Here is a 13,488-nt window from a genome sequence, read left to right as displayed (position 1 = left end):
ATCAATCTCCTGATGGTGAAGAGGGCAGCATGGAAAGCGGTATTGAACGGTGCTGGGTGGGGCGCAGTTGTTCAAGTGACCAGTTGGCTACCGCCCAGTGTAGCTGAGTCGCCGGGGGCTCTGCTGCGAGGTCTTGGGGCGGCGCTTGATCAAGCGCTTGCAGGGCTTGAAAGAGCTGCTGGTGCACACCGTGGTCATCTTCAGCCAGGGCGGGGGCGAGGTTTTGCTTCGATAGCTTCTGGCCTTCAGCGGTGACGATAAGCGGCAAGTGTAGGTAGCGCGGTTGCGCTAGCTGAAGTGCGCCCTGCAACTGGCGCTGCCAGGGAGTGTTATCAAGCAGGTCGAGCCCGCGCACTACATCGCTAATCTGCTGTTCGGCGTCGTCGACGATGACGGCCAGTTGATACGCCCACAGGCCATCCTTGCGCTTTAATACCACATCGCCCAGTTCCGCTGGGTCAAACTGCTGCTCGCCGAACAGCCGGTCTTGCCAGCGGATTGGGCGCTCGCCGCGGTCGCTGCGCAGCCGCCAGGCCAGCGGTTTAGTAGGCTCGCAGACGCCATCGCGGCACCAGCCCGGGTAGATGTCAAACGCCTGCCACTGTTTGCGGGAACAGCTGCAGGGATAAGCAAGGTCTAGTTGGATAAGCCGGTCTAAGGCTTGCTGGTAAGCATCACTGCGGGTGTGCTGCCACAGCACCGCTTCGTCCCACTCCAGGCCGAAAGTCTCCAATTGGCGCAGGATAGTACTCGCCGCGCCTTCAGGGCAGCGGGGTGGGTCGATATCTTCAATACGTACCAGCCACTGCCCCTGGGCTGCACGGGCGTCTAGATAGCTGCCCAAGGCGGCGACCAGCGAGCCAAAGTGCAGCGGGCCTGAGGGCGTAGGGGCAAAGCGGCCACGGTAGCGAACTGAGTCGTTCATAATAGCGTCGTCCTAAGCGATTCAGGCAAGCGCTGTTAACAAAAACGGGCACCCTAAGGTGCCCGCGTTCCCATAGAACGTTCGTTTAGCGCTCAGCCGCCCAGCTGTTTCTCTTTGAGTTCCGCCAAGGTTTTGCAATCCACGCAGAGCGTAGCGGTGGGGCGAGCTTCTAAACGCCGGATGCCGATTTCAACGCCGCAGGCTTCGCAGAAGCCGTAATCATCATCGTCAATATTATCCAGTGTCTCGTTAATTTTCTTGAGCAGCTTACGCTCGCGATCCCGGGTGCGCAATTCCAGGCTAAAGCCTTCTTCCTGGGTGGCGCGGTCGGCGGGGTCGGCGTAGTTGTTCGCATCTTCCTGTAGGTGGCGTACGGTACGATCCACCTCTTCCATGAGATCCTGTTTCCAGTCCAGCAGCAGCTGTCGGAAGTGCGCTAGCTGCTGCTCGTTCATATACTCTTCACCCGGCGCTGGCTCATAGGGGGTGAAGGACTTGGACGCTTCCGGTTTCTTTTCTGCTACTGGCATGGGACTGCCCCTTACATATGTGACTACTGATCGACCATGAGCAACTGTCACGATCTCACGCCAAAGGGATGCTTGTTTAGCTGAAAAATGGCTGGGTTGCAAGCATAATGGTGCCTTTTCGATGATAGTCTTGTCTGGAATATGACTAGGGCCATGTTTTAGTTAACTTTTAATAATGCCCCTATTTTACTGATACCTCAGTTTTAATAATGACTAGAGACAGGAGCCGTTATGGCCTGGAATTCGCGTGTCGACCACGTTGCCCCTTTTCGGGTCATGCATTTGCTGGAAATGGCCCAGGCGCGGGAAGCCGCTGGTCATGATGTCATCCACTTGGAAGTGGGCGAGCCGGATTTTGCGACTCCAGCGCCGATAATCACGGCCGGGCAGCAGGCGCTTGCCAACGGCCATACGCGCTACACACCAGCGGCTGGCTTACCCGCGCTGCGCGAGGCCATTGCCGGGCACTACGCTGAGCACTTTAACGCTACCGTGGAACCAGCGCGTATTTTGGTAACGCCAGGGGCTTCCGGGGCGCTGCTGCTGGCCAGCCAGCTGTTAGTCGCCACCGGCTCGCGGGTGCTGATGGCTGACCCAAACTATCCCTGCAACCGTCACTTTATGGCCTTGGCGGGGGCTGAAATTGATGCGGTCTCTGTGGGGCGTGAGAGCGGCTGGCAGTTAGACGCCTCACTGGTAGCGCAGCATTGGCGCGAGGATACGAGCCTCGCCATGCTGGCATCGCCCTCTAATCCCTCCGGTCATACGTTGAGCGCGCAGGAGCTTTCTGCCGTGCTGGCAGCGGTCGCCGAGCGCGAAGGCGAGGTGATTGTCGATGAGATCTATCAGGGCCTCAACTACGACGATGCGCCGCTGTCGGCCACCTCGCTCTCCGCCAACGCCTTTGTGGTCAATAGCTTCTCAAAGTATTTCGGTATGACCGGCTGGCGCTTGGGCTGGCTGGTGGCGCCAGAGCATGCGGTAGAGCCATTAACGCGGCTAGCGCAAAACATGTTTCTGGCCGCGGCGACGCCTTCGCAGCATGCCGCCTTGGCGGCGTTTACGCCCGAGTGCCGGGGTATTCTTGAACAGCGCCGTGAAACCCTGAAAGAGCGCCGCCAGGTGCTGCTGGAGGGCCTTGCAGGCTTGGGGCTGGCGCCGGATCTCCCGCCCCAGGGGGCGTTTTATTTGTGGCTGGATATCTCCCGCTACAGCCGCGATAGCCAGGCCTTCTGCGAGCGCTTATTGCAAGAGGAGAACGTGGCGATTACTCCCGGCATCGATTTTGCCGTGCGTGGCGGCGAACACCATGTGCGCATCGCCTTCACCAATGATGTGGCCCGCCTGGAAGAGGCAGTGGCGCGGATTGCCCGCTTTGTGGGCAGGCTGTGATGCTGAGCTATCCAGCGTTGGTACCGGGCACGCTACTTAAACGCTACAAACGCTTTCTAGCCGATGTACGCCTGGATGATGGTCGCGAGGTAGTCGCCCACTGCCCCAATACCGGCTCTATGAAGGCGGTGAACGTGCCGGGGTGCCGGGTATGGCTATCACCCAGCGATAACCCTAAGCGCAAGCTTGCCTGGACCTGGGAGTTTATCGAGCTACCCCAGGCCGATGGGGAGGTAGCGCTCGCCTCGGTGCATACCGGCCGCGCTAACCGCATTGTGGAGGCGGCGTTAGAGGCGGGCGAGTTAGCGCCCTTGGCAGGCTACGCCACGCTGCGCCGAGAGGTAAAAGTGGCCGATGCCCGGCTCGATTTTAGGCTGGACGATTCAGAACGGGGGCGGGCATATATCGAGGTTAAGCAGGTCACCCTAAAAGAGCAGGACGGCCACGGCTACTTTCCTGACTCGGTGAGCGTGCGTGGCACCAAGCATCTGCATTCATTGCGAGTGCTGGCGGAGCAGGGCGAACGGGCGGTGCTGCTGTTTTGTGTCGCCCATGAAGGCATTGCTGACGTGGCCGCCGCTGCGCATATTGACGCGACTTACGCGGCAGCCCTAGCGGAGGCTGCGGCCAGCGGGGTGGAAGTGCTGGCCTATGGCATTGAAGTGGAGTGGGAGCAGGGGCGCCCCATTGGTGTAAGGTTAACCCGCCACCTGCCTGTGCGGTTTAGCGATCAATATAAAAACGCTGAATAAAGTTCACGGGCTCGGGGGCGGCGTTGCGGTCGTAGCGCACGCTTAATTCAAAGCGCATGCTTTCATCTTCGCGCATGGTAAACGGTGCCAAGTGATAGGTGGCATCGCCGTCATGCACGGTGCGAAAACTGAGCGACTCCTGAACGCCGGTTAAGCCGCTGACGTGGCCCTGCACGCTGGCGTTAACGGGGCGGGTGCTGCCATCTTCCTGGCGCTCGCGAACGCTCACATTGACCAGCCCACGGTTGGCGCTGCGCTGAATACTGTTCGCCTGGGCCACCTCTGGGGTTAAAAAGCTGCTGTTCACTGCGCTGTAGTGAATCTCGTAATCGCCCACGCTGACGAACTGCTCAGCGTGGGCCCCAGCGGCGGCGAACAGCGTGCCGACAAGAGCGGCACCGATCATTAATCTGCGTAGCATGGCGTGGCTCCTTGGGTAATGGTTAAACAGGCTGTAAACCTAGCGGCGGCGTACGCGGAAAATGGCAATCTCACCAAATAGATTGGGCCATAGCCGCGATTTCCAGTGACCTTGATGATCTCCCACGCCCACCGCGCGATCAACAATCATCAGACCCTTCTCGCGGCATAGGTGCTCAAAGTCGTTAAACGTGGAGAGGTGAATGTTGGGCGTGTCGTACCAGGCGTGGGGCAGCGATTTGGAGACCGGCATATAGCCGCGCAGGCCCAAATGCACACGGTGGCGCCAGTAGGCGAAGTTGGGGAAGGTGATAATGCCCTCTTCGGCCACGCGCAGCATTTCGTCGAGCATCTTGTCCGGGCGGCGCAGCGCCTGCAGCGCCTGGGTCATGATCACCTGATCATAGCTGTTGTCGCAGAAGCTGCTTAAGCCGTCGTCCAGGTTGTGCTCAATCACGCTGACACCACGTTCCACGCAGGCATTAATGCCGTCGTGGTCGATCTCTAAGCCGTAGCCGGTCACGCCTTTATTGCGACCCAGCGTCTCCAGCAGTTCGCCGTTGCCACAGGCAAGGTCCAGCACGTGAGCGCCTTCGGGCACCCAGTCGTAAATTAGTTCGAGATCGGCGCGCATCATGGCGTCTCCTCCGTTTCCAGCTCTTGTTTGACCAGCTGGGGGAGATTCAACTCCCGGGCGGCGCGGTTCATAAAGGCGCTGACGATAGCGTCGTAGCGCGGCTCAGAGAGCAGGAACGCATCGTGCCCGTGGGGTGACTCAATATTGGCATAGCTGACCGATTTGCCTGCCCGGGTGAGCGCATCAACCAGCTCGCGGGAGCGCGAGGGCGGAAAGCGCCAGTCGGTGGTAAAGCTAACGATCAAAAATGGGCACTGCGCGGGCGACAGAGCGTTGGCTAAGTCGCCCCCGTGAGTGGCGGAAGGGTCAAAGTAGTCCAGCGCTTTGGTCATCAGCAGGTAGGTATTGGCGTCAAAGGCAGTGGAGAAAGTGTCGCCCTGATAGCGCAAGTAGGACTCGACCTGGAACTCGACGTCGAAGCCGAAGTGAAGGTCGTCGCTGCGCAGATCACGGCCAAATTTGCTGCCCATGGCATCTTCCGATAAGTAGGTGATATGCCCCACCATGCGCGCCAGTTTCAGCCCACGCTTCGGCACGGTGTCGTGCTCAGCGTACCAGCCATCGAAAAACTCAGGGTCGGAGCGTATCGCCTGGCGGGCCACTTCGTTAAAAGCGATATTTTGTGCTGAGAGTCGCGGTGTGGCGGCAATCACTACGGCGTTGGCGACCCGCTCCGGGTAAGTCATTGTCCACTGCATCACTTGCATGCCGCCCAGGCTGCCGCCGACTGCGGCGGCCCAGCGCTCAATCCCCAGGTGGTTGGCAAGCCGCGCCTGGCTGGCCACCCAATCGCTGACCGTGACCATGGGGAATTCAGGCCCCCACTGGCGGCCGGTGTCGGGGTTGTGGCTGACCGGCCCGGTGCTGCCGTGGCAGCCCCCCAGGTTATTGAGTGACACAACAAAAAAGCGGTTGGTGTCGATCGCTTTGCCGGGGCCAATATGGGCATCCCACCAGCCGGGCTTGCGGTCTTCTTCGCTGTGATAGCCCGCGGCGTGGTGGTGACCTGAGAGCGCGTGGCAAATCAGCACAGCGTTGCTGCGCTCGGCATTGAGCGTGCCGTAGGTTTCGTAAATCAACTCGTAGGCAGGCAATACTTTGCCGCAGGCGAGGGCGAGCGGCGTGTCGAAGCGTGCCACGTGCGGGGTGACCAGGCCGACGGAGCCCGCCGGTCGGTCTGCAAACGCAAGTGTATCTGAATCAGGCATTGAAGGCGCTAGTCCTGCTGAAAGAGTGCGACTGAATTAGATCTTCAAGTACGGGGTTGGCAGTCGCCATCACAGCCCGACCAGCGCGCCGGAAATGCCCGCCGCACGAATCAGGGAGCCGACCACCAAGCCATCGATCAGGTTAATGGCGATAAACACCACGATTGGCGAGAGGTCGATCATGCCCAGCGACGGGATTACTTTGCGCACCGGGGCCATAATCGGTTCCACCAACTGCATAACGAGCAGCGCACCTGGGTGGCTGGCATTCGGCGCCACCCAGCTCAAAATAATCATCACAATCATGGCGAAGAAGTAGATTTTTAAAATCGCATTCGCCAAGGCCGCCACACCCGCGATGAGCAGCCCGGGAATGGGCGGCATGCCCACGCCAATGACCATAAAGATGGCGATGATACTGACCACTTTTAAGACAAAGCCTGCCGCTAACGTCGCCAGGTCGAAGCGGCCCGCAACGGGGCCTAAAAAGCTTTGAAACAGACCCACCACCGGCTGGGTAATCTTAACCACCGACTGGCTTAACGGATTGTAGTAATCCGCCCGCGACGCCTGCAGCAAAAAACGCAGCATGAGTAAAAAGAGATAAATATTGATCAGGGTGTTTACCAGCATTAACCCTGCACTGCCCAATTCATTGCCCATTATAGAGTCTCCTTGATGATCCGTTGCTGAACTGCTGCGTTACTGAGCGGTGATCTCAGTCTCCGCTTAGTTCCTTGGCCATTGCCTGGGCGCGGTCAGCGCAGGCCTGCATGGCGTCGGCAATCGTGGTGCGCAATTGTGCCTCTTCCATGTGCTGAATAGCACGCTCGGTGGTGCCGCCCGGCGACATCACGTTCTGTTTTAACGTGGCGGGGTCTTTATCGCTCTGTTGGGCCATGGTGGCGGCACCCAGCGCGGTTTGAATAGCGAGGCGGCGCGCGGTGGCGGCAGGTAGGCCGAGCTTAACCGCGGCTTCCTCCATGGCTTCAAACATCAAAAAGAAGTAGGCCGGGGCACTGCCTGAAACGGCGGTGACTGCATCTAACAGCGCTTCTTCTTCTACCCACTCGACAATGCCGACCGCTTCCATGAGCTGGGTGGCCACGTCGCGCTGAGCGTCGCTAACCTTGGCATTAGCGTAGAGGCCGCTGGCGCCGTAACCGACCAGCGAGGGCGTATTGGGCATGCAGCGTACCATGGCATTTTGGCCGCCTAGCCACTGGTCGATGGTGTCGGCATCCAGGCCAGCCGCAATCGAAATCACCAACGGCTGCTGGCGCTGAACGCTTTCGCGCAGCGCTTCGCATACGCCGCGCATGATTTGCGGCTTCACCGCGAGCACTACCACATCAGACTCAGACACCGCCGCATTGTTGTCGGTGTCGGTATTGATGCCTAAACGCTGTTTAATCGCTGCCAGTTCGCTCTCTTTCGGCGCGGTGGCGGTAATCGTAGAGGGTGCAACGCCGCTGTCGATCAGGCCGCCGATAATGGCGCTGGCCATATTGCCGGCTCCAATGAAGGTAATCTTGTTCGCCATAATAGGTGTCCCTTTAGTAAACGTTGGCTCAGTGATGTGTAAGCTGCAGCATATCGTTATTTGCCTAAGCCGTCTGGCGGGCGCCGAAAATTGCGGTACCTAAACGCACCAGCGTGGCGCCTTCAAGTATTGCCGTCTCTAAGTCGTCGCTCATGCCCATCGAGAGCGTATCAAGCGGCGCCTCGGGTAAGGCTTTCTGCAGTGCAGTGAACGCCTCGCGCAGCGCGGCTAATGGCTGGCGCTGCGCCTCGATACCCTTTGCCGGGGCGGGAATCGCCATTAAGCCTCGCAGGTTCAGGTTAGGCAGAGTGGCAACTTCCCTGGCTAATGCCTCCAGCTCCTCGGGCAGCACACCGGCTTTGCTCTCTTCGCGGCTGATATTAACCTGCAGGCAGATATTAAGCGGCGCAAGGTGCGTCGGGCGCTGTTCGCTCAGGCGCTTGGCGATTTTTAGCCGGTCGACACTGTGCACCCAGTCAAAGTGTTCGGCCGCAGAACGGGTCTTGTTGGACTGCAGCGGCCCGATGAAATGCCATACAATGCCGTCAAGATCAGCCAGCTCAGCCTGCTTCTCCAGCGCTTCCTGCAGATAGTTTTCACCGAATTCACGCTGGCCAAGCTGCCAAACCTGGCGAATCATCGCCGCCGGTTTGGTCTTGCTGACCGCCAGCAGCTGGGCCGCATCCTGGGCGCGCCCAGCGCTTTCTAAAGCATTACGCAAGCGTTCGCGGGCCTGATCGTATGAAGAGGCGAGTGACTCGTTAAGCGCGATGTCTGTCATACTCAAGCACCTTACCGCAGCTGGGAAGAGAGATGGATATTACCGAACTGCTAGCATTCTCGGCAAAGCAGAATGCCTCTGACTTGCACCTTTCGGCAGGTTTGCCGCCCATGATACGTGTTGATGGCGACATTCGTCGGCTCAATGTGCCCGCTATCGATAATAACGATGTGCGCAAGTTGATCTACGACATCATGAATGATCGCCAGCGGCGCGACTATGAAGAGCATCTGGAAATTGATTTTTCCTTTGAAGTGCCGGGAGTCGCACGCTTTCGCGTGAATGCTTTCACTCAAGCGCGCGGTGCGGGGGCGGTGTTTCGCACCATTCCCAATCAAGTGCTCTCCATGCAAACCCTGGGTCTCGGTGAAGTGTTTGAACGCTTAGCGATGTTGCCGCGGGGTTTGGTGCTGGTAACAGGGCCCACGGGGTCGGGCAAAAGCACCACGCTGGCCGCGATGATCGATTACATTAATGATCACCGTTATGAGCACATTCTGACCATTGAAGACCCGGTTGAGTTTGTCCACGCCAGCAAGCGCTGTTTGATTAACCAGCGCGAAGTGCACCGCGACACCCATAGCTTTGCCGACGCGCTGCGTAGCGCGCTGCGTGAAGACCCGGATGTGATTTTGGTCGGAGAGCTGCGTGATCTGGAGACCATCCGTTTAGCACTGACCGCTGCTGAAACCGGACACCTAGTTCTGGGAACGCTGCATACCACCTCTGCTGCCAAGACAATCGACCGGATCATCGATGTTTTTCCCGGCGAAGAGAAAGCCATGGTGCGCTCCATGCTGTCGGAATCGCTCCAGGCGGTGGTATCGCAGTCGCTGCTTAAACGTCAGGGCGGTGGGCGCGTGGCTGCCCACGAAATCCTCATCGCCACGTCTGCAGTGCGCAACTTGATCCGCGAAGACAAAGTGGCGCAGATGTACTCGGCTATTCAAACCGGCGGCAGTTTGGGCATGCAAACGCTGGATGCTGCGCTTACTCGGCTAGTAAAAGAGGGCACGGTGAGTTTAGAAGAGGCGCAGCTAAGTGCGAAGGGGCCGCTGGCGCCGAAGGATGACACGAGTAGTTAAATAATAAGTAAGGATCGCGCTATGCAAGAGCCGTCTGTTGAGCTTTCGCCCACCCAATGGCTGCACCAACTGCTCGACATCATGGTTGAGCAGAACGCTTCCGATTTGCTCATCTCCGTGGGTGCTCCGCCAAGCCTGAAAATGCCCGATGGGCTGGTGCCGCTGGGTCAACAGCGCTTAACGGCCCATCAGGTCAATGAACTGGTTACCCACACGCTGCCGGAAGGGCTGCGCGAACGGTTTGCCAGCGAACATGAGGCAAATTTCGCGCTGAGCCGTGAGGGTAAAGGGCGGTTTCGGGTCAGCGCTTTTCAGCAGCGCAATCATATGGCCATGGTGGTGCGCAGCATCGCCATTGAGATTCCTCGCCTGGAAGCGCTGGGCGTGCCAGAACAGTTGGCGGAATTGGCGCAAGCCAAGCGCGGGCTCGTCTTGGTAGTGGGTGGTACGGGAACCGGCAAATCGACGACCCTCGCGGCGATGATTCAGCAGCGCAACGAGACCGTCGGCGGCCATATCATCAGCATCGAAGACCCTATCGAGTACCTGCACCCCCATAAGCGTGCGATTGTAAATCAGCGTGAAGTGGGGATTGATACCGAGTCGTTCGAGGTGGCGCTAAAAAACACCCTGCGCCAAGCGCCGGATGTGATTCTTATCGGTGAAATCCGTTCTCGGGAAACCATGGAGCACGCGCTCACTTTCGCTGAAACCGGTCACTTGTGTTTAGCGACGCTGCATGCCAATAACGCCAATCAGGCGTTGGAGCGCATCATTCACTTCTTTCCCCATGAGCGCCATGAGCAGATCTGGATGGATCTTTCGCTGAATCTGCGCGCGGTCGTCGCCCAGCAATTGCTGCCCTCGCTAGCGGGCGGGCGCCGTGCGGCCATTGAGATCATGCTGCAATCGCCGCGCATCGCCGACCTGATCCGCAAAGGGGAGGTCGCCGAGATTAAAGCGGCGATGGCCAAGTCCCGCGATACCGGGATGCAGACCTTTGATCAGGCGCTGCATGATCTTCATCAGGCCGGGCACATCAGCAGAGAGGTGGCCATGGCTCACGCCGACTCGGCTAATGACTTGCGCATGCTGCTCAATTTCAGCGATGCCAAACAGCGCAATCTTTCCCTAGACGAGCAAGTGCCCAGTCATTTGGGGCTGCGCGATGGCGATGATTACTAAAGTTGGCTTGGCTTAGCCTAATTAGCTACTCAGCTTAAATTACTCAACATAAACTACGCAGCATAAATGCCGCCAAGCACTCGGGGCCCTTGCGCGCCAGTGACCGAGGGCAGGTTGCCGGGTAGGTGGTGCAGGCGTTGGTGAGCCAGCCAGGCGAAAGCTCCCGCCTCAATCCAGTCTTCAGGCCAGCCGTAGGCCGCTGGGGAAGTGAGCGTTGCATGCGGGAGATGATAGGCAAGGCGCTGCATTAAGTAGCCGTTGTGGGCGCCACCGCCAGCGGTGATCAGCGTGAGCGGGCCACTATCGATCCGTAGTTGTTCAATACCGCGAGCGACACTGACAGCGGTGAGTTCGGCCAGCGTGGCCTGTACATTGGCCGCGGTTTCCTGCCCGCTGAGGTGTTGTTGTAGCCACTCCAGGTGGAATAACTCACGCCCTGTGCTTCTCGGCGGAGGTTGCTGGAAAAAAGGTTCTGATAACAATCGAGCTAATAGCGCTTCATCTATCTTGCCGCTAGCGGCCCAGTCGCCGTCCTGATCAAAGCGACCGCCTTGATGTAGCGAGAACCAGCCATCCAATAAAACATTGGCGGGCCCGGTATCAAAACCAATCACTGGGTCGGTCGGTTGACTGGAAAGCCAGGTCAGATTGGCGAAGCCGCCTAGATTAAGCACCAGCTGATGCGCGTCTGCTCGTCCAAATATCGCCTGATGAAACGCTGGAGCCAGCGGTGCGGCTTGTCCACCAGCGGCTAAGTCTCGGCGGCGGAAATCAGCAACGACCGTGCAGCCGGTAAGTTCTGCCAGCAAACTAGGGTTATCCAACTGAAGCGTATAGGCCGGGCCGCCGTTGTGGCCTTTAGGGGCGTGCTCGATAGTCTGGCCGTGGCTGCCGATGGCGCTGATCTCTGCTATGCCCACTGAAGATGAGGCTAATAATTGCGTTACGGCGCGGGCCTGGCATTGGCAGAAAGCGTGCTCCGCTGCGGCCAATTGAGCAAAGCTCACCTGCTCCGCATGGCAAAGGGTTAGCAGCAGATGATGCAGCTCGTCTGACACCGGTTCGGCATGGGTGGCTAGCAGTCGCGGTGGTGAGCCGCTTTCAATGGCGATCAGGGCGGCATCAATACCATCCAAGCTGGTGCCGGACATCAGGCCAATATAGTAAAGCGGCGAAGCGGTAGGCATTTTCATAAGCGAACTCGTACAAAGCGGGGCTAAAGCTAAGCTAAGGCTAAACCAGGGCTCAACCAAGGCGAACGAGCATGGTAACATCGTCGGCTATTTATCACCTGAGCCCGGTAAGGGCGGTTCTTTATAGTGGAGAGAGGCAATGAGTGAGGTGGATCAGGCTTTAGCGCTGCTGTCGCGGGGTACGCATGAAATCCTGGTAGAGGATGAGTTAAAAAAGAAGCTGGCTTCAGGCCGCAAGCTGCGTATCAAAGCGGGCTTTGATCCCACCGCCCCTGATCTGCATCTGGGGCACAGTGTGCTGTTGACCAAAATGCGCCAGTTTCAGGACTTGGGTCACACGGTGATCTTTCTGATCGGTGACTTTACTGGGCGTATTGGTGACCCCACGGGAAAGAACGTGACCCGCAAGCCGCTCACCGAAGAGGACGTGAAAGCCAACGCCGAAACCTATAAGGAGCAGGTGTTTAAAATTCTCGACTCTGAAAAAACCGAAGTGCGCTTTAACGCCGAATGGTTTGGCGAGCTCTCCGCTGCCAAAATGATCGAGCTGGCCGCCCAAAGTACCGTTGCCCGTATGCTGGAACGGGACGACTTTGAAAAGCGCTATAAAGCCAATCAATCCATTGCTATTCACGAATTTCTCTATCCGCTGGTACAAGGCTATGACTCGGTAGCGCTTGAAGCGGATGTGGAGCTGGGCGGTACCGACCAGAAGTTCAACCTGCTGATGGGGCGCGAAATTCAAAAGCACTTCGGCCAAGAGCCCCAGGTGGTGATTACCATGCCGCTGTTGGAAGGGCTAGACGGCGTGCAGAAGATGTCGAAGTCGCTGGGCAACTACATTGGTGTCGATGAAGCGCCGGGTTCGATGTTCAATAAGCTGGTCTCCATGCCGGACAGCTTAATGTGGCGCTACTTTGAGCTGCTCTCTTTGAAATCAAATGAAGAGATCGAGGCCCTTAAGCAGAGCGTTGAGCAAGGAGCGAACCCACGCGATGTGAAAATGGAACTGGCGCGGGAACTGATTGCCCGCTACCACGGCGATGAAGCGGCGGCCAATGCGCATAAGTCGGCGGGTAATCAACTGGCCGATGGCGAACTGCCGGAAGACCTGCCGGAAGTCACGGTGGATTTTGAAGGCAGCGATCAAGCGCCTATTGCTGCAGTGCTTAATAGAGCCGAGCTTACCAACAACAGCGCCCAAGCCAAAGATATGTTGGGGAATGGCCGCGTTAAAGTCGACGGCGAAGTCGTTGCCAAAGACGCCATGCTGGCGACAGGTAAGAGCTATGTGATTCAGGCGGGCAAGAAACGTTACGCCCGTGTGACGCTTAGCTGAAGTTTTTTTGACCCTTTTCCACAAACCCCATTGCCAACCCGTCAGTGAGATCGTATAGTACGCATCCGCTGCCGGGGACGCCAAGCGTTACCAGCGGTGAATGAAGTGTAAAAAGCTTCGGTTTGTCAGGAAGTTAGAGCAGTTTCACCGCTCGCTTGATTCGCTGGAAACAGCGGTTGACAAACACCAGGAAGTGCGTAGAATACGCCTTCCTCGCTGAGGCAAGCCAAGTCAACGGCAAGCCGGGTAGCCAAGATAGCCACCGCAGCGAAACAGCTCTTTAACAATTTGATCAGGTAATTCATGTGGGCGCTTGCTGATGTTGGTGACAAATCACCGAATATCAAGGCAAGCGACTCAAGCAATAAGGTTTTAAAGGATTCGTCCTTTGGGATCTGTTTTGAATGAATTCGTTTGAACCTTGAGCCAAGTTTGGTTCGCTTCTGTCACTTTCGAGTGGCAGGTAAGAACCGCATAGATCTTAAACTGAAGAGTTTG

General features: G+C 57.8%; 14 protein-coding genes. 5 read left to right on the top strand and 9 right to left on the bottom strand.

Going from position 1 to position 13,488, the window contains the following annotated elements; genetic code table 11:
* Position 1: 1 nt before the first annotated feature.
* Together gluQRS and dksA are read right to left on the bottom strand one after the other, a co-directional pair.
* On the bottom strand, positions 2-925 hold the full coding sequence (gluQRS, locus tag ACT3UM_RS02015; protein ID WP_498895691.1) for a tRNA glutamyl-Q(34) synthetase GluQRS: 924 nt from the start codon (positions 923-925) through the stop codon (positions 2-4).
* A 92-nt stretch (positions 926-1,017) separates the two neighbouring features.
* The gene (dksA, locus tag ACT3UM_RS02010; RefSeq protein ID WP_007111809.1) at positions 1,018-1,455 is read right to left on the bottom strand and encodes an RNA polymerase-binding protein DksA; all 438 of its coding nucleotides are present in this window, start codon (positions 1,453-1,455) and stop codon (positions 1,018-1,020) included.
* 231 nt (positions 1,456-1,686) lie between these two features.
* Between dksA and ACT3UM_RS02005 the strand changes: the two genes are divergently transcribed.
* On the top strand, positions 1,687-2,847 hold the full coding sequence (locus ACT3UM_RS02005) for an aminotransferase class I/II-fold pyridoxal phosphate-dependent enzyme (protein ID WP_498895688.1): 1,161 nt from the start codon (positions 1,687-1,689) through the stop codon (positions 2,845-2,847).
* Positions 2,847-3,599: a DNA/RNA nuclease SfsA gene (sfsA, locus tag ACT3UM_RS02000; RefSeq protein ID WP_498895686.1), complete on the top strand. Its 753-nt coding sequence runs from the start codon at positions 2,847-2,849 to the stop codon at positions 3,597-3,599. Before ACT3UM_RS02005 ends, sfsA begins: the two co-directional genes overlap by 1 nt.
* Here the strand turns inward: sfsA and ACT3UM_RS01995 are convergent.
* The 6 genes from ACT3UM_RS01995 to ACT3UM_RS01970 all read right to left on the bottom strand — a co-directional run bounded on the left by ACT3UM_RS01995 (position 3,571) and on the right by ACT3UM_RS01970 (position 8,188).
* Entirely contained in the window at positions 3,571-4,020 is a 450-nt protein-coding gene (locus ACT3UM_RS01995; RefSeq protein ID WP_498895684.1) for a DUF4426 domain-containing protein, read from the bottom strand. The genes sfsA and ACT3UM_RS01995 overlap by 29 nt on opposite strands.
* Positions 4,021-4,059: 39 nt before the next feature.
* Positions 4,060-4,653 (bottom strand): methionine biosynthesis protein MetW, encoded by a 594-nt coding sequence (gene metW / locus ACT3UM_RS01990; protein WP_498896223.1) that lies wholly within the window; start codon positions 4,651-4,653, stop codon positions 4,060-4,062.
* Complete coding sequence (gene metX / locus ACT3UM_RS01985; protein ID WP_498895682.1) at positions 4,653-5,864, bottom strand: homoserine O-succinyltransferase MetX; 1,212 nt, start codon at positions 5,862-5,864, stop codon at positions 4,653-4,655. Before metX ends, metW begins: the two co-directional genes overlap by 1 nt.
* A gap of 69 nt (positions 5,865-5,933) precedes the next feature.
* Complete coding sequence (locus tag ACT3UM_RS01980) at positions 5,934-6,527, bottom strand: YggT family protein (protein ID WP_498895681.1); 594 nt, start codon at positions 6,525-6,527, stop codon at positions 5,934-5,936.
* 55 nt (positions 6,528-6,582) lie between these two features.
* The gene (proC, locus tag ACT3UM_RS01975) at positions 6,583-7,407 is read right to left on the bottom strand and encodes a pyrroline-5-carboxylate reductase (RefSeq protein ID WP_498895679.1); all 825 of its coding nucleotides are present in this window, start codon (positions 7,405-7,407) and stop codon (positions 6,583-6,585) included.
* A gap of 64 nt (positions 7,408-7,471) precedes the next feature.
* On the bottom strand, positions 7,472-8,188 hold the full coding sequence (locus ACT3UM_RS01970) for a YggS family pyridoxal phosphate-dependent enzyme (RefSeq protein WP_498895677.1): 717 nt from the start codon (positions 8,186-8,188) through the stop codon (positions 7,472-7,474).
* Positions 8,189-8,220: 32 nt separating this feature from the next.
* Between ACT3UM_RS01970 and ACT3UM_RS01965 the strand changes: the two genes are divergently transcribed.
* Positions 8,221-9,273 carry a type IV pilus twitching motility protein PilT gene (locus tag ACT3UM_RS01965; protein WP_498895675.1) on the top strand — a complete coding sequence of 351 codons (1,053 nt, stop codon included), beginning with the start codon at positions 8,221-8,223 and terminating at the stop codon, positions 9,271-9,273.
* Positions 9,274-9,294: 21 nt separating this feature from the next.
* Positions 9,295-10,458, top strand: a complete 1,164-nt coding sequence (locus ACT3UM_RS01960; protein WP_498895673.1) for a PilT/PilU family type 4a pilus ATPase — start codon at positions 9,295-9,297, stop codon at positions 10,456-10,458.
* A gap of 53 nt (positions 10,459-10,511) precedes the next feature.
* On the opposite strand, the gene ACT3UM_RS01955 is transcribed toward ACT3UM_RS01960, so the two are convergent.
* On the bottom strand, positions 10,512-11,651 hold the full coding sequence (locus tag ACT3UM_RS01955) for an anhydro-N-acetylmuramic acid kinase (protein ID WP_498895670.1): 1,140 nt from the start codon (positions 11,649-11,651) through the stop codon (positions 10,512-10,514).
* Between the two features lie 139 nt (positions 11,652-11,790).
* On the opposite strand from ACT3UM_RS01955, the gene tyrS reads away from it, so the two are divergent.
* On the top strand, positions 11,791-12,990 hold the full coding sequence (gene tyrS, locus ACT3UM_RS01950; protein WP_498895668.1) for a tyrosine--tRNA ligase: 1,200 nt from the start codon (positions 11,791-11,793) through the stop codon (positions 12,988-12,990).
* Positions 12,991-13,488 lie beyond the last annotated feature (498 nt).

The sequence above is a fragment of the Halomonas sp. AOP13-D3-9 genome (assembly GCF_052379125.1).
Classification (GTDB): Bacteria; Pseudomonadota; Gammaproteobacteria; order Pseudomonadales; family Halomonadaceae; genus Vreelandella.
This window is presented reverse-complemented; position numbering and strand designations above follow the sequence as displayed.